Annotated in this window: 11 protein-coding genes; 8 read left to right on the forward strand and 3 right to left on the reverse strand. The window is 48.3% G+C overall.

Annotated elements, in window-relative coordinates; translation table 11 throughout:
- The first annotated feature begins 120 nt into the window (after window positions 1-120).
- Entirely contained in the window at window positions 121-1965 is a 1845-nt protein-coding gene (gene yidC / locus K7B07_RS16985; protein WP_223711716.1) for a membrane protein insertase YidC, read from the forward strand.
- A 125-nt stretch (window positions 1966-2090) separates the two neighbouring features.
- Here the strand turns inward: yidC and K7B07_RS16990 are convergent, their stop codons facing one another.
- The 3 genes from K7B07_RS16990 to K7B07_RS17000 all read right to left on the reverse strand — a co-directional run bounded on the left by K7B07_RS16990 (window position 2091) and on the right by K7B07_RS17000 (window position 7724).
- Entirely contained in the window at window positions 2091-3860 is a 1770-nt protein-coding gene (locus tag K7B07_RS16990) for a DNA polymerase III subunit gamma/tau (protein WP_223711717.1), read from the reverse strand.
- An 80-nt stretch (window positions 3861-3940) separates the two neighbouring features.
- Window positions 3941-6820 (reverse strand): endopygalactorunase, encoded by a 2880-nt coding sequence (locus K7B07_RS16995; protein WP_223711718.1) that lies wholly within the window; start codon window positions 6818-6820, stop codon window positions 3941-3943.
- A gap of 31 nt (window positions 6821-6851) precedes the next feature.
- On the reverse strand, window positions 6852-7724 hold the full coding sequence (locus K7B07_RS17000; protein ID WP_223711719.1) for an AraC family transcriptional regulator: 873 nt from the start codon (window positions 7722-7724) through the stop codon (window positions 6852-6854).
- A 176-nt stretch (window positions 7725-7900) separates the two neighbouring features.
- Between K7B07_RS17000 and K7B07_RS17005 the strand changes: the two genes are divergently transcribed.
- From K7B07_RS17005 to K7B07_RS17035, 7 genes are all read left to right on the forward strand, one after another.
- The gene (locus tag K7B07_RS17005) at window positions 7901-11053 is read left to right on the forward strand and encodes a SusC/RagA family TonB-linked outer membrane protein (RefSeq protein ID WP_223711720.1); all 3153 of its coding nucleotides are present in this window, start codon (window positions 7901-7903) and stop codon (window positions 11051-11053) included.
- A gap of 13 nt (window positions 11054-11066) precedes the next feature.
- Window positions 11067-12629 (forward strand): RagB/SusD family nutrient uptake outer membrane protein, encoded by a 1563-nt coding sequence (locus K7B07_RS17010; RefSeq protein WP_223711721.1) that lies wholly within the window; start codon window positions 11067-11069, stop codon window positions 12627-12629.
- Window positions 12630-12656: 27 nt separating this feature from the next.
- On the forward strand, window positions 12657-13382 hold the full coding sequence (locus K7B07_RS17015; protein WP_223711722.1) for a fasciclin domain-containing protein: 726 nt from the start codon (window positions 12657-12659) through the stop codon (window positions 13380-13382).
- Window positions 13383-13401: 19 nt separating this feature from the next.
- Window positions 13402-14481: a PKD domain-containing protein gene (locus tag K7B07_RS17020; RefSeq protein WP_223711723.1), complete on the forward strand. Its 1080-nt coding sequence runs from the start codon at window positions 13402-13404 to the stop codon at window positions 14479-14481.
- 73 nt (window positions 14482-14554) lie between these two features.
- A complete protein-coding gene (locus tag K7B07_RS17025) occupies window positions 14555-17017 on the forward strand; it encodes a glycoside hydrolase family 2 TIM barrel-domain containing protein (RefSeq protein WP_223711724.1) in 2463 nt (820 codons plus the stop codon).
- Window positions 17018-17211: 194 nt separating this feature from the next.
- The gene (locus tag K7B07_RS17030; RefSeq protein WP_223711725.1) at window positions 17212-19776 is read left to right on the forward strand and encodes a glycoside hydrolase family 95 protein; all 2565 of its coding nucleotides are present in this window, start codon (window positions 17212-17214) and stop codon (window positions 19774-19776) included.
- Between the two features lie 6 nt (window positions 19777-19782).
- Window positions 19783-21918, forward strand: coding sequence for a glycoside hydrolase family 31 protein (locus K7B07_RS17035; protein ID WP_223711726.1), 2136 nt, complete (start codon window positions 19783-19785; stop codon window positions 21916-21918).
- The last annotated feature ends 55 nt before the right edge of the window (window positions 21919-21973 follow it).

Raw genomic sequence — 21973 nt, forward strand, 5'->3', positions numbered from 1 at the left:
GATTATATAATTCATGAAAATAATGTCGCCTGTACCCCGGGCGACTTTTTTTTGTGAAATCGGCAAAGACAAATCCCCCGCTTTGTCTTATCTTTGCCGCCTCAAAAATATACGTAAGTAATGAATTTTGACCGGAATACGATCATCGGGTTTGGACTTTTAGCGGTACTCTTCTTCTTTTATTTCTACTACAATAATCTGCAGCAGGGAGAACACCAGAAGCAGCAGGCCAAACAGGATTCCATCGCCAATGCACTGAAACCAAAGCTGGATACTGCTGCCATGCGGCTGGATTCCATCCGCGCCGATTCCCAGCGGCATGTGGCCAGTGCCGGAATGTTTGTGAGTGCGGCACAGGGCGCCGAGCAACTGGTGACAGTGGAGAACGAAGTGTTTAAGATCGCTTTTACCAACAAAGGCGGACAGCCGAAATATGTAGAGCTTAAGAAATTTAAAAATGCGATGGACAGCCAGCACGTGCGGCTGGCGGCCACCGATTTTAATAAGATCAGCTATGCGATCAATACTGCGGCCAACCAGAGCGCCCAGACGGCCGATCTGTATTTCAGCAACGGAAGGGTAGAGCCGGGACCTTCCGGATCAAAACTGGTGACATTTGAATTGAAAGGAGGAGACAGCACATCAGGTGCCGGCGCTATCACGCACCAGTTCATTATCTATCCCAACGACTACAAGATCGATTTTAATATCGGTCTGTTGCAGCCCGGCAGCCTGTTGTCACAAAATACCATGAATATGGTTTGGCAGTATGATGCCGCCCAACAGGAGTCCGATATTGAGTTTGAAAAACAGAATACACAGATCGGCTATATGGAGAATGGTAATTTCGATTATCACACCATCGGCCGCAAAGACCACGTGAATTTTGAAAAGAGTGTGAACTGGATCGGCATCCGCCAGCGCTTCTTTAATACCTTCCTGGTGGCCAAGGATAATTTTGCCGGTGGCAAGATCTCCTGGTCCATACCTCCGGATGCCAACAAGGAAGTGGTAAAAAGCACGGCCAATATGCAATTAAAAGTGCCTGCCGGCAATGCTGCCAATGTAGCCATGAGCATTTACTACGGACCTGCTGATTTTAATATCCTTAAGAAATACGATAACGGCTTCAGCAAAATGGTTAATCTCGGACAGGGCATGTATGCCTTTGTACGGCCGCTCAACCAGTATGTGATCATCCCCGTATTCAATGCGATGAAGAGCTTTGTGACCAATTACGGTATTGTAATTGCGTTGCTGACACTGGTGATCCGACTGCTCATTTCACCGCTTACCTATAAGAGCTACCTGAGTGGCGCCAAGATGAAGGCACTGCGGCCGGAGATCGCCACATTGAAAGAAAAATTCGGAACCGACCAGCAGGCGATGAGTATGGAGCAGATGAAACTCTTCAGGGAGGCCGGGGTTAACCCGCTGGGAGGCTGTATTCCGGCATTGTTCCAGATCCCGATCTTCTTTGCGCTGTACAGCTTCTTTAATTCCAGCGTAGACCTGAGGGGAGCGGATTTCTTATGGTCGCACGACCTGTCGGCCTTTGATGCGCCCCTCAACTTTGGTGTTCACATACCATTGCTGGGCAGTCACCTCAGCCTGTTTACCATTACGGCTACCGTCACCAGCTTGCTGATCTCAATTTACAGTATGAGTATGTCGCCCGATCAGAGCAACCCGATGATGAAATACATGCCGTATATTTTCCCGGTATTCCTGCTGTTTATCTTCAACAGGCTGCCTTCGGCACTTACCTGGTATTATACGGTGTCCAACCTCATTACGCTGGCATTGCAGTTTGTGATACAGAATTATATCATCGATCACGACAAGATCCTCACGCGGATACAGGAAAACCGCAAAAAGCCAAAGACTAAATCCAAGTGGCAGGAGCGGCTGGAACAGATGCAGGAGCAGCAAAAGCAAATGCAGGATCAGCGGAAGAAAAAATAGCTACAGGAATTCGGGATATAAGAACTGAGTGCTGAGATTATCTCGGCACTCAGCATTTAATTGCCACGCTTTAGCTGAAGGTATTAACTTATATCTCAACTCTCAAATCTGAAATCTCAATAGCCCTACCGGTCCAGTTCCATTTTTAGTTTCTCTTTCAACTCTTTTACCAGCGGGTATTTTTCAATCATTTTCTGGTATTGCTGTACGGCCGTAAGTGGCTTGGGGTCATTATTCCCGGTCACCTCCACATTTTCCCGTTTGGTGATGTAGAACTGGAGCTGGGTATTGGAAAGGCGTTGTTGCAGGAACTCCGACGTTTGCGTTTTACAGCTTTCAATAAACCGGTACTCGATCGCATTAGCCGTATATACATAAAAGGAATTGTCATCGAGCACTTTCAGCTGAGCCAGGTCAAAGCTCTGGGCAGCCGAGTTCTTGTTTTCTTTTAATAACACGATAAAAGCATCCCAGGCTTCCTGTAATGTTTCCTGTGTCAGGGGCTGATCCACCTGCTCTACATGGGTGTCTTTGAATTGCTGCCGCAGTTTTTCCAGGCTGCTGATCTTTCTTGAAGAGGCGGGCTCTTTTTGCACCGGCGGAACTGGAGCCACCGGCCGCGGTGCCGGTTCTTCAATGATCAGCCGGCTGGCCTGTGGTGCCGGTGTAGTGGCAGGTACTGTTTCCTTTAAGGTGGCGGATCTCGCCAGCACGGGTTGGATGTTACGGAACGGGACCGCAACCGCTTTATCCGCTATTTTTTTTTTAACCAGCCCGGCATCGCCGGCGGCCAGTTCCATTGCCTGTTGCAGGTAACAGAGCTTGATCAGCGTCAGCTCCACGTGCAGCCGCTTATTGCGGGCAGCTCGGTAATTGATCTCGGATTCGTTCAATATATTCAGTGCGCTGATCAGGAAGGAGGCCGGCGTGTTCTTTGCCGTTTCGAGATATTTCTGTTTAAAGCTCTCCACGGTATCCAGCAGTGCCACCACTTTTTCATCCTTGCTCACCAGGAGGTTCCGGATAAATGCGGCAAAGCCGTTCAGTACCAGGTCACCTTCAAATCCTTTCCGGTTGATATCATCATACAGCAGCATCGCCGAGGAAAGGTCCTGTTGCAGCATATGATCCAGTAGTTTGAAATAATAATCCTCATCCAGGATATTAAGATGTTCCAGGGTGTTGGTATAGTTCAGTTCACCATTGGTAAAACTTACGATCTTATCCATGATGCTCAGCGCATCGCGCATACAGCCCTCGCTTTTCTGGGCAATGGTCTGCAGTGCCGCCTTCTCTGCGTTTACACCTTCCTTCTCACAGATCGCTTCCAGATGCTCTACGGTATCATTGGTGGTGATCCGTTTGAAATCAAAGATCTGGCAACGGCTGAGGATGGTCGGCAGGATCTTGTGCTTTTCGGTGGTGGCCAGGATAAAGATGGCATAAGGCGGTGGTTCCTCCAATGTTTTCAGGAACGCATTGAAGGCCGAAGAGCTCAACATATGCACCTCATCTATAATATATACCTTGTAGCGGCCGGCCTGTGGTGCAAAACGCACCTGGTCTACAAGAGTCCGGATATCATCCACGGAGTTATTGCTCGCCGCATCCAGTTCGTGGATATTCAATGAAGTGCCCTGGTTAAAGGATACACAGGAGTTGCATTCGTTACAGGCCTCACCATCCGGGGTGGGATGTTCGCAGTTGATGGTTTTGGCCAGAATCCGGGCACAGGTGGTCTTACCTACTCCGCGGGGACCACAGAACAGGAACGCATGTGCTAGCTGGTTCTGTTTAATGGCATTTTTTAATGTAGTGGTGATATGTGCCTGTCCTACAACCGTATCAAAGGTCTGGGGTCTGTATTTGCGCGCCGAAACAATAAATTTATCCATGAAAAGCTCCTGATATTATCTAACAAATGTAACATAATTGGATAAGCTTTTGTTGTGGCCGGGATGAATGTGGAAAAGTGTCAGAGACCGGTATTGCGATTGCTTTTCCGGTCCTTTCTGTTGGGTGCAGCGGGTGCCATTTCCTTCTTTTTTAAGGAGATAGCGGTAGCATTTTTAAAAGAAAAGATTTGCTGCGTTCCGGAAGGGATCGCTATGTTTTGCAGGAGCACCTGATGTACGTCATCGAAGTAAAGCGGATAACGGCCATCAGGTTTTTCTGATTGAAACGATGCATTGGTCATTTTCAGGTTTTTGACGTGCCGGGCCCAGAGCCCCCAGGAGGGCTGCAGTTTCAGGTTGGATGCATTGTACTGGCCTACACCCAATTCCGGAGGGTTGGCAACGGTATCGGTAGCCGGATGCCCGCCTTTTACAAGAACGGTGATGTCATTGAAACGGATGTTGCTGATATAGGCCGTGTGTCTGCCATCCGGTAAACGGAACGGAAGCCCGCCCTCAACATGCTTTGCATCCGGCAGCTGGTAACCTGCAATGATCGGGGAAGCGGTCCGCTGTGTTCCGTTATAGGGTGTCCAGCGCCGGCCTTCTTTTCCATAAGAACTTCCGCCATATACTTCTGAAATATCCACACCGTTCAGAAAAATATCCTCTACTTTTCCCATGGATACATTTGTTACCAGCAATTCATCCCGGGTGGTGCCATTTTCAGTAAACCGGAAACGCTGTACATCCGCACCCAGTACGCGTCCCCTGTTTGAGATCGAAATAAAGAAGGGCGTATAGGTACGCAGCATTTTAGAACGGTGGTGTAAAACACCGGTATGCCCGCAGTTGAGATGGATGTTCCGGATATGTCCGCCGTCATTGGTGGAAATGGAAAACCCGGCTTTGTTGGCTCCCAGTACATAGATATTGTCTACACAGATATCGGTGATATCGTCTGCTGTTTCCGATCCGATCTGGAAAAGATTGCAATTGGTATCGCCGATGACATTTCGCACCCTGTAATTTTTAGCCGGTCTGGTAAAACCCAGTGAACAATCCGAACCGGGCTTTACGATATCATCAGAGCTTACTTTTGAATAGATATTTGTGACAGTAACCTCATTGCAGCTCATAAAATCGTAGATATCGCGGGCATTACCGGTATGGAGCCGGGCAAAATAGGTATCATGCACGTCAATGGAATCCGTACCGGTAGCCAGCAACACAAAATGACCGGCGCGGTCGATCTGGAGCATGTTCTGTGTATTGAAGTCCTTTGTTTTGTTTTTTAAAATGTAATAGGGCGCATCCGCTGTGCTGTCGTACCAAAGGTCTTCATTTCGCTGGATACCTCCGATCTCCACAGCGGTACAGAGTTTTAGGGAGAACATCTTATCACAACGATTGTCTGAGGGGTTGTTCATTACTTTGTCGCCGGTTACCAGGTTGCCGTCACCGGTGATGCGACCATTGCCGATAATTTTTATATTGTGCAGCCGTTCTCCGAAGAACATTGCATTTTTGAAAAAAGTATGTCCCACATCCTGTTTGGTCAGCCAGTTCTCAGGGTTTTCGTAGGGACCTTTGTCGGTGGGCGACAGTCCTGAGCGGTATTTTTTATCACTGAACCAGGTGCTTTCCGGGGCATCACCGCCTTTCAGGGCTTTTATAACGGCTCCTGTTTCCAGGTAAAGCCACACATTACTTTGCAGGTGCAGGGTACGAACATTATAAATGCCTTTGGAAAATAAAAGGGTACCGCCTCCCGATTGATGTATTGTTTTCAGCGCCTGGTTGATCTTGTCAGTCGCATCTTCTGTATCGGAGCCGGTAATACCGAACTGTTTTGCATCGGTTTTCCCCGAGTAAAATGACACGCTGTTTGATACGCCTTCATGAGGGCCTCCTTTTACGCGCAGCCGGAAATGGTATTGTTTGTCTGGCTGAAGACCGGTGATGCGGGCGTTGCCGGCTGAAGGATCGATGGTTGTCTTTATGCTGCTCCAGGTCTTTCCCGAATCAAGTGATTGTTCTGTTTCAATTCCGGAAGCTGCTACGGGCGCCCATTTCAGCAGTGTGCGTGTATATAATCCTCCGGCTTCATTATAGGTGCCCGACGCGGGTATCCGCTCCAGGTCGCTGATAAGAGGTGTTATTATAAGAGTGGAGGTACTGTAGCTGCTTGTCAGCACTTCGGGGGCGCTGGTGGTATAAGCAGCCTGAATCTGCCGGTTGCCGGCTGTTTCAAAACGGACACCCTGGATGGTGATCTTGAGGTCGGCACCGTTATCCGGGCGCAGGTCAAGATGTTTAAATGTAAGTGTTTGTCCGTTGTCTGTTATGTCAACCGATCCTGTTCTGAGATAGGGATATCCTGTTCCGGTGCGGCCCGCTGATTGTTGGCCGAGGTCTTTTAACAATACTTCCCCACGCCCGATAATATTTACGGAAGTATTTTCCGGTGTGGCCTTTACCTCCTCCGGTAAGCGGACCGTTACGGTTGCATCCGGGCTTCGCTGGCCGGCCTTATACCAGAATGTGAGATCGGTGCGCGTATTTACGGTACGATTTTTTTGTACAATTGTAAGCGTGCCATTCAATGCTTTACGGATCAGCTTTATAATGAACTGTTTTGAACGCCCGTCCGGATGCGGTGCTATAAGCCGGTCTCCTGCTGCAACGGTACCGGATGTTTTATGCGTCCCGTTTGCTGCACTGATCTGATACGGAACGGCAGCGTCCCGAAACGCAGACAGGAGTTGGGCTACAGTGGGGGTGATCTGTACCAGGCCACTGTCTTCCGGTGTATCCACACTGAATGAATAGGTGGCTCCTGTCGTTATCAGCAATGTGTCGCCATCAATCCCTGCTATAAAAGGCTCCGGCAGATGCTGCTGGGCATATAGCAGGGAAAAGAACGGGGCAACAAACAGGAAAAGCAATAATGATTTCATGAACAGGATTTTTTTATGAAGTGCCGGCCGTTCAATGGCTCAGCGTTGTCCGGCTGCGGCGCTCTTTCTGGTAGACCAGCGGGCTCATGCCGGTTATTTGTTTAAAACATTTGTGAAACGAAGTGAAATTGTTAAAACCGCTTTCATAACACAGCAGCTTAACCGAGCTATCTGTTTCCACCAGCAGTTTGCAAACGTACCCGATCCTTAATTCGGTGACAAACCTCGAATAGGTTTTCCGTGTCCGCAGTTTAAAATACCGGCAAAAGGAATTGGGACTTACATTGGCTACTCCGGCGATCTCGCTCAGATGGATCTTACGCCGGAAATGTTTCATCGTGTATTCGTATACATCATTGATCCTCCGTTCTTCTACTCTTCCGGGTGCGGGAGACGGAGCTTCAGAGGCCAGACTGGTCACTTCTGCCCATCCCGCGATCTTTGATAAAAGGGTCACCAGTGAGATAATGCGGTAAGGCCCGTTGATCTCCTGCAGGTAATGAAAGGAATGTATCAGTGCCCGCGTCCTTCCGTGGATCAGTAATCCCCGTGCTGCCCGCTTCAGCAGATCGCGGATGCTGTTGTTTTCGGGCAGATCGAGGAATTGACGGCCCCAGAAAGCTTCCTGGAAGTGAATGGCGATCACGTCAATGGGCATGTCTTCTTCGAAAAAGGAGTCATCGAAGCGCCAGTAATGCGGCACATTGGCACCGATAAGACAAATGGTGCCGTCGGTGAAATTCCGGATATGGTCGCCGATCAGCAGCGTACCGCTTCCCCTGGCAATATAGATCAGTTCCACTTCCTTATGGCAGTGCCAGCGGTTATTGAGCGGTGTAAGGTCCCTTCTTACATCGAACGAAGTACCCGGCAGGTGCGCCATTTTCAAAACATGTGGTTTCATTCAAAATCGTTATTAACTCGGATTAGTAAACGAAATATACACCACAATTGAAAAGCCAAAAGAGGTAAAGCCAAAATAGTTTAGTAGTTGGTTAATATCGAAAAACCTGAAGCAACAAAAACGTCTTTATTTGCAATCTGTGCAAACGATTGAACATTTTTAAAAAAACATGCTATATGACGTATTGCTTTATGACGAGAAAACGGAAAGTCCTAAAACTGCTGATCCTGTTTCCGCTGCTGCTTTCTTTTCCCGTTTTTTTGCTGGCGCAAAAGAACATCCAGATAACGGGGACCGTGCTGGATGAAAAAGGCGACCCGGTTTCGCAAGCCTCTGTGGGACTAAAGGATTCGGATCGCGGAACCATGTCCGATTCTTCCGGACGATTTTCCATTTCCGTTCCCGACGGAAAAGGAACCCTGGTGTTCTCGGCCATCGGTTTTACGAACCTGGAACAGGAACTGAATCAGGAACGGACCCTCAATGTGGTGCTGAAGCAGGCACTGAACGACCTGGATGAAATTATTGTGGTGGGCTACGGAACGCAACGAAAGCGGGATGTTACAGGAGCGATCAGCTCCATTAATGCCAAAACGATCGAAGAGAAACAACCGGTATCGATCTTTGATGCGATACAGGGGGCAGCCCCCGGTGTACGGGTAATGTCCAATTCCGGTGCTCCCGGTGCTTCGTCTTCGATTACCGTACGGGGACTTTCAACCTTGTCGGATGCGGGTGTAAGTCCGCTTTATATTGTGGATGGTGCTCCAATGGACGACATTAATAATATCAATCCGAACGATGTGCAGTCCATTGAGATCCTGAAAGATGCAGCTTCAGCGGCCATCTATGGGGCAAGATCGGCCAACGGGGTGGTTATTATTACAACCAAGAAAGGCATATCGGAAAAACCGCAAATAACAGCGGGGTATCTGCGCAGCTATAATACGTTGTCCAACCGCATATCGCAGGCCAACCGTTTACAGCGCCAGATGTTCGACCGCAGGACAAACCTGGGTCTGGATCCCAAGCCGGATGACTCCACGTCGTTTTCAAGAAATTCGGACAATGACTACCAGTCGCTGATGACGCAAACAGCCGTGCGCAACCAGGTTGATCTGGGTATTATGGGGGGCAGTAAAACCCTGAACTATTACAGCAGCCTGCAATACCTGGATGAAACGGGTATCCTGATCACCAGTTATAATAAACGGTTGTCGTTTCGTACGAATATAGATTACAAACCGTCCAAGCGTTTTTCAATGGCGACCCGTGTTAGTTTTTCCTATCAGAACAGGAATAATATCAGTGAAGGAAATATGCTGCAACAGGCATTGCAGCGGCCTCCGGGAATGGCCTTGTACTTTCCGGACGGGGAGTATATTTATTTTAACGGAGGAAGAAGAAACCCGCTGGCAGAAGCGTATCTGAGAAAGGATGTAACACAAATTTACAGGGGCCTCATTTACCAGGGTTTTGATTTAAATGTAATGACTGGACTGAACCTGCACGCAGACGCCTCTGCTGATGTTCAGATAAGGAGAAGCAATTCTTTTGTCTCAAAGCTGTTGTCTAACAGTAATCCTGCCATCAGCACCGGCGCGGATAATGCAACCCTGCCCATACGCTTGCAGGGGAATGTATTTGCCAACTATAAAAAAACTTTTTCCGGTGGACACAATTTTTCTGCCATGGCAGGAATGAATATGGAAAGGGACCGTGAGGAAGAATTAAATATTAAAGGCAGTCTTTTTGTAACGGAAGCGGTTCAGACACTGAACGCCGCGGGGCAGTATGATCTTACCAATGTATACTCTACTGCTACGCAATCGTCACTAATTGGTTTTGTAGGACGTGCCAGTTACGACTACCAGGGACGTTATTTACTGAATGTGAATTTCCGTCGCGATGGATCCTCCGTTTTTGGTCCTGAAAACCGGTGGGGTAATTTTCCTTCCGTTTCTGTAGGCTGGCGCATCAGCGACGAGAAATTTATGAGTTCATTGCGCGATGTAGTGACGGACGCCAAGTTGCGTCTTAGTTATGGCGCAACGGGCAATTCGGGCATCGGAGATTATGATGCTGCACAGCAATATATTTTCGGCGGTTATTTCTACAACGGGGTAAGCGGAGTACGTACCAATACGAGGATGGGAAACCCGTTCCTGAAATGGGAATCCACTACGCAAAAGAACGTAGGTCTGGACCTCACACTCTGGAACGGACGTTTAAGTTTTACCGGGGACTATTATATAAAACAAACCTCCGATCTGCTTTACGACAGTCCATTACCGTTTGAAGTGGGATTCCCCGGTAAAGCCCGTGTGAATGCGGGGGGTATTGAAAATAAAGGGATCGAGTTAATGGTGTCCGGCTACCCGGTAAGAACCAAGGATTTCAACTGGCAGACAACACTGAACTGGTCAAATGTGCGCAACCGGATCACGGATCTTCCGGTAGATTATATTGATGATATCTGGAGCGTACAAAAAGGGAAGGAAGCGGGAAATTTTTTCGGCTATAAATTTCTCGGTATTTATGAATACGACCAGTCCAATGCCTATACCGATGATTACAAAACAAGATTGACCCCCCAGTTTAAAAAAGATGGCAATGGTAATGTGATCATCGAGAAAAATAACCAACCCATTCTTATCGGGTACACACTTCCGGATGGAACGGCTTATAATGGTACCGTAAAACAACTGACCACTAATGGCGTTGTGTCCAAAGGCGGAGATGTGATCTGGCAGAATCTTCCTGATGCAAATGGCGTGTATGATGGAAACATCGGTAATGAAGACCGTCAGTTCCTGGGGCATGGCCAGCCGCGCTGGAGCATGGGCTGGTCAAACAGTCTTAGCTATAAGGACTTTGCGCTTTCGTTTAATTTCTATGGTAATTTTGGGAACACTATCTATAATGAAAACCGCAGGAACCTGGCGTCCTTCTCTAATTCCAATACGACACCCGATGCTTATTTCATTTTAAACATGTGGAAGTATCCGGGACAGATTACGGACTCGTATATTGGTGGCAACAAGGACGCAGATAACATGCGCAGAGGGGGAAGCCAGTACCTTGAAAACGGATCTTTTGTTCGGTTGCAGAGCCTGCGGTTAAGCTATCGCCTGCCGGCACGGATCAGTAAGAAAATTGCTTCTAAAAGTTTTGTTGTTTACGTTTATGGCAACAATCTCTTCACCTGGACCGACTACACCGGATTTGATCCGGAAGTTTCTCAGATAAGCGTATTAAAGCCCGGTAATGATCCCGGCAAGTATCCGCATAAACGGGAATTTGGAATGGGAGCGAATATTACATTTTAATAAAGTTTGATATATGAAAAAGATAAAAATAATAATTTCCGCGATCGGTCTTTTCATGCTGCTGATCAGTCTGAGCTATTGCAAGAAGTTCTTGCAGCAGGATCCGATTTCGACGGTAGCGCCGGATAAATTCTGGAAAGATAAGAATGATGCAGCTACCTGGATGGCAGGGATCTATAACCAGATGCAAAGTACCCTGAGCAGTGCCTTTTTTGACTGGGGCGAAGTGCGGTCTGATAATGTCCGTATTGGGGGTACCGGTAATGCACAGCAAACCATGATTTCGAATACACTTTCGGGTAATGATGCGGATATTAACGGGATTACTACCTGGACCAACCTGTACACCACCATTTCCCTTTGTAATTACGGCATTAAATATTTTCCCCAGATGATCGAAACCAACGCAGATGGGGGTGCGGCCATTTACCGCGATTATCTTGGACAGTGCTACAGCCTGCGTGCATTGATGTATTTCTATGGTCTGCGGGTTTGGGGCAGATTGCCTTTGCTGACCAGTCCCATTGAAAACCTGAGCCAGGAAACAGAAGTAGCGCGTTCTTCCATCGACGAAGTGCGTAAACGGATTGAAAGTGATATCGATTCTTCCCTGTTGCTGATTAGCAGTGTTACTACACAACGCTTCTATATGCAAAAGGCAGCGGTATATGCCCTGCAGACTGATGTAGCGATGTGGTTCCAGGATTACGCTACAGCCCTGACGGCATCACAGAATTGTATTAAGGAAAGTAAATGCCAGCTTGTAACAAATATCGCCGACTGGAAGAATATATTTCTGACCCCGGCTACTTCCACTGAAGCGATCTTTAATCTTTTTTGGTCCGTTACGGAAAGAGGCACCGGTGTGGGGGTGTGCTCAAAAGTAGGGTCGGCTTCCAACACCAACCAATACGAGCCCCGTACATTTATCTGGCAGCAACTGAAAGATCATGTGGATCCCGTAACCGGAAAATCGATCGACGGTCGTTTTTGGGCAATGTTCGACACGCTCACTTATAATACTGCAGAGACTTATGATGCCGCTGTAGCACAAATGGGTAAATATTCTCCCTGGAAGGCCAATGCGGCAATCGGTACAGGATTTACCTTTCAGGGAAACAGTGATTGCAGTGTAGCCATTCCGGTCTATCGTTTTGCTGATATCCTGTTGCTGCGTGCTGAAGCTATGGCGCATACCAACGATTACCAGGGCGCGCTGGATATTGTTAATAACATTCGTAAACGTGTAGGATATACGGTAGCTGCCAAATTAACGGATTACTCGGGGGACCTGACCACCGGTATTGAACGCACCATCCTGGACGAACGCCAGCTGGAGCTGCTGGGAGAAGGGAAACGGTGGTTTGATCTGTGCCGCATCGGGAAAGTATATGATTACTCTGATAATGGTTATGGCTATCTGCGAGAGATCATGAACCCATTGCTTACCGAAATGAATGGTGGGATCCAGTTTTCCGGAGCCAATATGGGCAGGATCTTATTTCCTATTAATTCAGCAGCATTTAATGCCAATCATAAATTACTGGGAGACCAGAATCCTCCTTACGATGAGTAATTACTGTTCATTTTAAAAAAAGAAATTATGCGTTATTTGAATGTCTATACAACAGTTGTGCTATGTGCGGCAATCCTGCTGACGGCCTGCAGTAAACTGCAGAAAGGGTATGACTATGAAAAATCATTTTATAATACAAACCTGAAGATGAGCGTGATGGATTTTATGAAATCGCGCCCCGACCTCTTTTCGGGTATGCTGGCCGCTATCGACTATGTGGATCAGGATCCGAAGTTTAAAGATGTAAAAGAAATGTATACGACCAGCGGAAATACCTTTTTATTATTGAGCAATACCGCGCTTATCAACCTGGAAGATGCCAATAGTTATTGGGTAATCAATACCATTAAACAGCCTTACCCGGGCAGGCCGGACAGTATTGTTACGATGCGGGGTTCGGACTGGTCGCAATACAGCCGCGATACCATCGCCAATATGTTGCGGTATCATGTTGTCAAGGGGGTTCAGACGTATTCCACATTGAATTCAAAACCCCGCTGGGTGGAGACCTTTGCCTACAGCAACTCCAACGACTCTGCCCAGGTGTATCTGTACCTTGAAAATGTACGGGAAGCCAACCTGCGGATTAATAATTATACGGGTGTTCCTACTATCTATAAGGAAACAAATATTGCAGCTAACTGGGTAAATATTGCGCCGCGTACACCTGATCTGCATGCCACAAACGGGGTGGTTCATGTAATGAACCGCTGGCTGTTTGAGCCTACACGTGAAGCCATAAAAGCTAATTAAATCGCGACAAATCTTTTTTATGAATAAGATAATCAATTGTTTTTCTGTAATGATCTGTTCCTTTCTGTTGTTCTCCTGTAAGAAAAATGCAGATATCCAGATCCAGTCTTTAAGTAAATCGGGGGAAGAGTTTTATTTTGGAGAAAAAGTGCCTGTATGGGCGGCTACTTCAGGAGACAAGGACGGTATCCGTTATGAATGGTCCGCTACCGGGGGGACGTTTGACGGATTCCGGACACAGGACCTATTTGAAAATTTGTGGATCGCTCCTGCTCAGGCAGGAGAGTATACGGTAACAGCAAAAGCAAAGAACGGGGGCAGCAACTCCTCGCGTTCTACCGTAATGAAAGTGACACGCTATTTTTTTGATGAATTCCAAAGTGCCTATACATTTAACGGCAACGGGTGGAGCACCAGTAATACTGCAACCCCGGTGCTTAAAAATGATGTAGATCCTGCAAAGTCTACAGCGGAGCTTACTGCGAGTTCCAGCAGTACGCCCAATATCAGGAGAACGCTGAATCTTGCGCCACTAAAATTGCCGTTTTCAATAAGAACAAAGTTAGGCTGGAAGAATTTTTACAGGGACGGGTCTAATATGTACTTCAGCCTGTTTTTTGTGCAACCGGCAAAAACGGAGATTCCATATATTCGCGAAATCCGATGGGAGATATGGCCAACTGCAAACCCCGCTGCAACCGATAACTACCAGATCCGTTATGAACTATTCACTCCGGCAACGAATACATCCGTTTGGAGCGGTGATGCCAACACGCTGCCGGCCCCGCTGCCACTGATCAGTCCGGTAAAAGGGAAGAATGTACAACTGACATTGGCAAAGGATGAGTTAAAAAGCTTTACTTTTTCCGTAGACAAAAACGAGCTTTTCTCCACCTATGTAAACGGCGTGTTATGGTTCGAAAGTGATGGTTTAAAAAAGTGGCTGGAATATGCGCGTGCAACTTATCCGGGATACGAGGAACCACTGGCAAAAGAATACCGGATCACGTTCCCGTCTAAATCAGGAAGTACAGGGACCACCATTTCCCTGAAGAGCGTTTATATCAATAATGACGGTACACCGTTAAACAATCCGTAAACGGTATTGTATATCCTGATGGATTCGAATACATTTGGAGATCAGAAAATAAATTATGCATTTAATGGTTAGGGTGAAGAATAGGACCGGCTTTATAGGACTGTTGCTGTTGCTGATAACCGCTCTGCAGGGGCTGGCCCAGCAATCAGTCCGCCTGAACGATCACTGGCAGTTCCTGAAGCAGGACCTGGGTGGAGTATGGGAGGCCGTGCGGCCGGTAAAAGAAGGCAACCCGGAAAGTGTGCCTTTGTGGACAAATATTACATTACCGCATTGTGTGAATGCCCGTGATGCAGTGGATCCGGATGAGAATTATTATCAGGGCCCCGCCTGGTACCGCACGCAGCTTGCCATTAACAATCCTTATGCCAATGGAAGGACCTTATTGCATTTTGAAGGGGCCGGACAAAAAACGGAAGTGTATGTGTATACCACCAGGGTGACCACGCATGTAGGCGGCTATGATGAATGGACAGCCGATATTACGGATGCCGTGAATGCTTTCCTGAAACAGGACAGTCTGGTAAAACAATTCAAAGGAAAAGTGCCCGTGTCCATCCGCTGCGATAATTCGCGCGACCTGGAGATGATCCCTTCTGATCTTTCGGATTTTAATTTGTATGGTGGTCTGTACCGGTACCTGAACCTGGTATATGTACCGGCTGTTTCTTTAGATAAGGTTTTTGCAGAAGCTGTGACGGGAAAAGATGGAAGGTCGGGCACCGTAAATGTGCGCACAAGGTTGTACAATCCTGCGGCAATTACAGGTGAGGCGGAAATGACCCTGCAGCTGCTGGATCCCGGCGGGAAAGAAATAAAGAAAGTAGTTAAGAAGCGTCCGGTAAACGGAGAATACCGTTTTGAAAGCCTGAACCTGGGCCGGCCGCAATTGTGGTCGCCCGAAGCGCCGGTATTGTATACGCTGGTTACCACCATCCGCACAGCCGGCGGCACTTATGAAGAGCGGACCAAAATAGGCTTCCGGAGTTTTGAATTTGTGAAACACGGCCCCTTTTTGCTGAACGGCAAGCGGCTGTTGTTAAGGGGCACGCACCGGCACGAGGATCACGCTGGTGTTGCTGCTGCCATGACGGAAGAGATGATGCGCGCCGAAATGATCTCCATGAAAGAAATGGGCGTGAATTTTATCCGGCTGGGACATTACCAGCAATCGCGGATCATCCTGAATTTATGCGACAGCCTGGGCATCCTGGTATGGGAAGAGATTCCCTGGTGCCGGGGTGGTTTGGGTGGTGATGTCTATAAGGAGCAGGCACGACGCATGCTCACGCATATGATCGAACAACACTACAATCACCCATCGGTGATCATCTGGGGACTGGGAAATGAGAACGACTGGCCCGGTGATTTTCCCACATTTGACAAAGAAAAGATCCGGCAGTTCATGAAAGAATTGAATGACCTGTCGCATCGCCTGGATCCTTCGCGCAAGACCGCCATCCGCCGCTGCGATTTTTGCAGCGATATCGTGGATGTGTATTCCCCATCCATCTGGGCGGGCTGGTACCGCGGGATCTATACGGAGTATAAAGAGGTGACCCAAGCCGAGTTTGATAAAGTGGATCATTTTTTACACGTGGAATGGGGGGGCGACAGTCATGCCGGACGTCATTCTGAAAACCCGGATAAATCATTACAGAATATAAAAGCCACGGGTGCTGCGGATGAACGTTCCGGTGATGCTTCCTTATACGGAGGGGCCGCCCGGGCATCAAAGGATGGTGACTGGAGTGAGACCTATCTCTGTAACCTGGTAGACTGGCACCTGAAAGAACAGGAGACCATGCCCTGGCTCACAGGTACTGCACAATGGCCGTTCAAGGATTTTTCCACACCGGTGCGCCCGGATAATCCCGTTCCGTATATGAATCAGAAAGGCGTGGTGGAACGGAACCTTACCAAAAAAGAAGCTTACTATGTGTTCCAGTCTTACTGGACCACCAAACCGATGGCGCATATCTACGGACATAGCTGGCCGGTGCGTTGGGGCAACGAAGGCGAAGAGAAAATGATCAAGGTATATTCCAATTGTGATATGGCGGAATTGTTTGTAAATGGTCAATCGCTGGGGGTCAAAAAACGGAACAGCCAGGATTTCCCTGCTGCCGGTCTGCGCTGGAATGTGCCGTTGAAAAAAGGGCAATACGAAGTTAAGGTCGTAGCTAAAAAAGGAAAAGAAACAGTTACGGATACCATCCGTTTTGAATACCAGACCGAAAAATGGACAAAGCCCGCGCAACTGGAATTAAAGAAAATAAAAGAGGAGAACGGCATCGTTACGCTTCAGGCGCAGCTGCTGGATGATAAAGGCGTGCGCTGTCTGGACGCAACGGACTGGATCCGTTTCGGATTAACAGGAGATGGCCGTTTGCTGGATGATCTGGGTACTTCCTCCGGATCCCGGTATGTGCAGTTCTATAATGGCCGTGCGCTTATCAGCGTAGAGAAAGGAAAAGAACGGGTGGTGGTAAGTGCACGATCCGGTAAGCTGCCAATGGCATTCCTGGATCTATAGGCATGATAACCGGATATGGGGAGACCATTAAGAAGTTAAGGATTGTTAAGCGATGTTTTTGTTCTTAATGTTAATGATTAAATAGCAACGCTGTAAATCTTATAAGAAAGGTCTGATGGAGGCCCTGCAGGGGCAACATATTTGTAGAACAGGTTTTTAACGCAAAACAAGCCCTGTAGGGGCGATACATATTAATGAAAAAAATTCTGATCCTCTTATCAATGACAATTCCCGGATGGGCGTTAAATGCGCAAACAGGCGGAGCAGGCAATACACTCAAACTCTGGTATGCACAGCCCGCCACCATTTGGGAAGAAGCCCTGCCGCTGGGGAATGCAAAGACCGGTGCCATGGTATTTGGTGGTGTGGTAAAGGAACGCTACCAGTTAAATGACAACACGCTCTGGTCCGGCGCGCCCAACCCGGGCAATCAGCCGGAAGGACCCGCAATACTGGAAAAGGTAAGGGCGCTGGTCTTTGCGGGGAATTACGACAGCGCAGCGGTTGTATGGAAAAAGATGCACGGACCTTATTCAGCCCGATACCTGCCACTGGCGGATCTCTGGCTGGATTTTTCATTAAAGGATACCCAGGCAACGGATTATTACCGGGATCTGGACCTGGCCAACGCCACCGCTACCGTCCGCTACAAGGCAGGCGGGGTACAGTATACACGGGAAACCTTTATCAGCCATCCGGATAAAATAATGATGATCCGCATTACGGCAGATAAAAAAAATGCCATCAGTTTTACTGCGGGTCTTACCAGTAAACTGAAATACCGAACGGAGAACAAGGGGCAGGACCTGCTGGTACTAAAAGGGAAGGCGCCTAAATTTGTGGCCAACCGGGAATATGAACCGCAACAGGTCGTATATGACGACTGGAGCGGAGAAGGGATGAATTTTGAAGTGTATGCAAAAATTATCACCGAAGGCGGTTCGGTAAACCATCAGGATACCTCTCTGGCGGTATCGGGCGCTGATGCAGTAACCATCTATCTTTCCGAGGCCACCAGCTTTAACGGTTTTGATCAATCGCCGGGCAAAGAAGGAAAAGATCCTTCCGTTGAAGCCACAGCTGTTCTCAACAAGGCCCTGCAAAAAAAATATGCACTACTGCGGTCGGCACATATAAACGATTATCAATCGCTGTTCAACCGGGTAGCGATCGATCTTGGAGCGGATGCCGGCAAACAGAAATTACCAACCGACGAACGGTTAAAGCGTTTTACAAAAGCACCGGATGATTTTGCTTTGCAGAGCCTGTATTACCAGTTCGGGCGTTACCTGATGATCGCGGCTTCCCGGCCGGGTGCACGACCCACCAATCTTCAGGGCATCTGGAATGATCATGTGCAACCGCCCTGGGGCAGCAACTATACGACGAATATCAATACGGAAATGAACTACTGGCTGGCGGAGAATACCAATCTTTCCGAATGTCACCAGCCCCTGTTTGATTTTATGAAAGAGCTGGCGGTAAATGGTGCGGTTACTGCAAAAACAAATTACGGCATTACAGAAGGATGGGTAACGCATCATAATTCCGATCTGTGGGCCAAAACATCCCCTCCCGGCGGACAGGGATGGGATGATCCGCGGGGAATGCCGCGCTGGAGCTGCTGGCCTATGGCCGGTGGCTGGTTCTCCACGCATCTGTGGGAACATTATCTTTTTACCGGTGATAAAAACTTCCTGCAAAAGGAGGCATACCCGCTGATGAAAGGAGCAGCTCAGTTCTTCCGGCACTGGCTGGTAAAGGATCCCGTTTCGGGTTATTGGGTCACCAACCCGTCCACTTCACCGGAGAATACGATAAAAATAAAAGGAAAAGAGTACCAGCTCACAATGGCCAGTACTATGGACATGTCCATCATACGGGAATTATTTACAGCCGTGATCAAATCGGCAAAGATACTGGGAACGGATGCGGCATTTGCCCGTGAACTGGAAGCAATAAAAGACCAACTCTATCCGTATCATATCGGGCAGTATGGACAGTTGCAGGAATGGTTTAGGGATTGGGATGATCCGAAGGACAAGCACCGGCATCTGTCACACCTGTTCGGTTTGTATCCCGGCAGCCAGATCAATGTAAGGGAAACCCCGGAGCTGGCCGCAGCGGCCAAACAATCGCTGATCTTCCGCGGGGATGTAAGCACCGGTTGGAGCATGGCCTGGAAGATCAACTGGTGGGCGCGGTTGCAGGACGGCGAACATGCCTATAAGATATTAAGCGATGCGTTTACTTATATTGATCCCAGGCAGACAAGAGAAACCATGGGTGGGGGCGGCACGTATCCCAACCTGTTTGATGCACATCCGCCCTTCCAGATCGATGGCAATTTTGGCGCCACCGCCGGCATCACCGAGATGCTGTTGCAAAGTCATGACGGATATATTGCCTTATTACCGGCATTACCATCTGTATGGAAAAAGGGATCGGTAAAAGGCATCCGCGCCCGCGGCAATTTTCAGTGGAATATAGAATGGGCCAATGGCCGTCTGATGAAAGCCACGGTGCTGTCGGGTTCCGGTGGTGATTGCCGGGTACATACTTCCATACCGGTAAAAGTGGTGGAGGTAAATGCCACAACAGCAACGGAGGCAAGTTTAAATCCGTTGCTTACGGCTTATGGGAAACCGCCTTATGAGAAAAATAAGGACGCAAAACTGGTGGAGTTGGCTGCTGGAAAAGGCTATGCCATCGATTTTAAAACAGTAAAAGGTAAGCAGTACACGATTGTACCATTATAAATTATTATGTTTTACAGAATCATTTATCTTTTTTTATTGGTGGCTACAGGGAATGGGATCGCAGCGCAAAACATTACCTGGAGTACTGTGGCGCCGGGGGTATGGAAGGGTATTGTGGGCAAACCGGAAGCCTACGATCTTTTAAAAGCCGCAGATGCCCGGCCGGCTGCCGCGCTGAAGAACATGAGTGAACAGGAGTTTCCCTTTGCAAAGGCAGATATTTCCGGTACCGTTACAGATGGCAAGACCTATCTGCGTTTTCCGCTGGAGAAGGAGGAACAGTTATTTGGCTTCGGACTAAATTTCCAGACGGTGCACCAGCGTGGTAAAATACTGCAGCTGCATATGGATCATTACGGTGGTAAGGATAACGGTCGTACCCATGCGCCCGTGCCTTTTTATGTTTCTTCAAAGGGCTACGGGGTATTTGTAAATGCTGCACGGTATATCAATGTATATGCCGGTTCGGGTGTACGTAAGGACAGCAGGAACCCTCCGGAGGAGAAGGACCGGAATACGGATAAAAGCTGGAGCTCGCGCCCCTATTCAGATGCGGTGGAATTACTGGTGCCCGCACCGGGAACCGAAGTATATGTTTTTGCAGGACCAACCGCGCTGGATGCAGTACGCCGTTACAACCTGCTCAACGGAGGGGGTACACTGCCACCGCGCTGGGGACTGGGTTTCACCCAACGCGTGCGGTCGCTGTTCACAGCAGCTGAAGTAAAACAGGAAGCCGACTCTTTTTCTGTAAAGGGATACCCGCTTGACTTTATCGGGCTGGAGCCCGGCTGGCAGAGCCGCTCTTATCCCGGTACGTTTGAATGGGATAAGGGACGGTATCCGGATCCTCCGGCCTTTGTAAAAGAAATGCTGGACAAACGGATCCGTCTGAATCTCTGGATCAATCCGTATGTGTCAAAATCTGCTTCTTTTTATAAAGCGATCACCCCCTTTACCGGTTCACATACCGTTTGGACAGGAGAAGTGCCGGACTTTACCATTCCGGAGGCGCGCAATATTTTCTTCGGACAGTTGAAAAAAGATCAGGTAGATATTGGTGTGAGCGGTTATAAGATCGATGAAGTGGATGGCTATGATTATTACCTGTGGCCGGATGTGGCTACCTTCCCTTCCGGACTGTCCGGCGAACAAATGCGCCAGACCTATGGAGTGCTCGCGATGAAGTACAGTGTGAACCTGTTTAGAGATAAGAACCAGCGCACCTACGGACTGGTACGGGCTTCCAACGCCGGTGCCAACAGTTATCCCTATGTGCTGTACAATGATTATTATCATCACGAGGATTTTATCACCGCGCTCATCAACAGCGGCTATATCGGCGTTTTATGGACGCCCGAAGTACGCGCATCAAAAACGGCGGAGGAATGGCTGCGTCGCTTTCAGACAGTGATCTTTTCGCCGATGGCGATGATCAATGCCTGGTCCAGCGGCACCAAACCCTGGTCGTACCCGGAAGTGGCGGCACCGATAAAGGAACTGGCATTACTGCGTATGCGGATGATGCCCTACTGGTATTCGGAGTTTGCAAAATATCATTTTGAAGGCACACCGGTGTTCCGGGGTATGAGCCTGGAGCCCGGATATCAGGTAAATGCCAACAGCTCTGTAAAAAACAACCTGGAAGATAATCCTTACCTGGAAGCGGTGACCAAAGAAGTAAAGGATCAGTATATGGCGGGTGAGTACCTGCTGGTAGCTCCGTTGTTTACCGGTCAGACATCAAGAAAAGTGGTATTGCCCAAAGGGCGCTGGTACGATTTCTATACCGGGGCTTTCGCCGGCGACGGGGAAGTGATCACCGTTACGCCAGGGTTGGACAAAATACCGGTATATGTAAAGGATGGCGGGGTCATTCCGATGATGCCGCCCTTGCTGCATGCACCAAAGGCTGGCGAAAAGGTAGACCTTGAGATCCGGGTGTATGGTGAAAAGACGGGCAATTACCGGCTGTATGATGATGATGGAGAAACCTTTGATTATGAAAAAGGCAGGTACGACTGGAGAACCATTCGTATAGAAAAAGACAGCAAAGGGAAATTAAAAGGCAGTATTGAGCCATCGCATAAAAAGGACGTCCAATCCTATGGTAAGGTCACATTCCAATTTATGACAAAATAATGGAGTGATCGGCGTTGATCCGGATATGGGGATATTGAAAGCAAGGACATAGTCT

Source organism: Niabella beijingensis, assembly GCF_020034665.1.
Lineage (GTDB): Bacteria > Bacteroidota > Bacteroidia > Chitinophagales > Chitinophagaceae > Niabella > Niabella beijingensis.

Coding starts and splice junctions, on each gene's coding strand:
- yidC (WP_223711716.1), top strand. CDS start 121: ATGAATTTTGACCGGAATACGATCATCGGGTTTGGACTTTTAGCGGTA.
- K7B07_RS16990 (WP_223711717.1), bottom strand. CDS start 3,860: ATGGATAAATTTATTGTTTCGGCGCGCAAATACAGACCCCAGACCTTT.
- K7B07_RS16995 (WP_223711718.1), bottom strand. CDS start 6,820: ATGAAATCATTATTGCTTTTCCTGTTTGTTGCCCCGTTCTTTTCCCTG.
- K7B07_RS17000 (WP_223711719.1), bottom strand. CDS start 7,724: ATGAAACCACATGTTTTGAAAATGGCGCACCTGCCGGGTACTTCGTTC.
- K7B07_RS17005 (WP_223711720.1), top strand. CDS start 7,901: ATGACGTATTGCTTTATGACGAGAAAACGGAAAGTCCTAAAACTGCTG.
- K7B07_RS17010 (WP_223711721.1), top strand. CDS start 11,067: ATGAAAAAGATAAAAATAATAATTTCCGCGATCGGTCTTTTCATGCTG.
- K7B07_RS17015 (WP_223711722.1), top strand. CDS start 12,657: ATGCGTTATTTGAATGTCTATACAACAGTTGTGCTATGTGCGGCAATC.
- K7B07_RS17020 (WP_223711723.1), top strand. CDS start 13,402: ATGAATAAGATAATCAATTGTTTTTCTGTAATGATCTGTTCCTTTCTG.
- K7B07_RS17030 (WP_223711725.1), top strand. CDS start 17,212: ATGAAAAAAATTCTGATCCTCTTATCAATGACAATTCCCGGATGGGCG.
- K7B07_RS17035 (WP_223711726.1), top strand. CDS start 19,783: ATGTTTTACAGAATCATTTATCTTTTTTTATTGGTGGCTACAGGGAAT.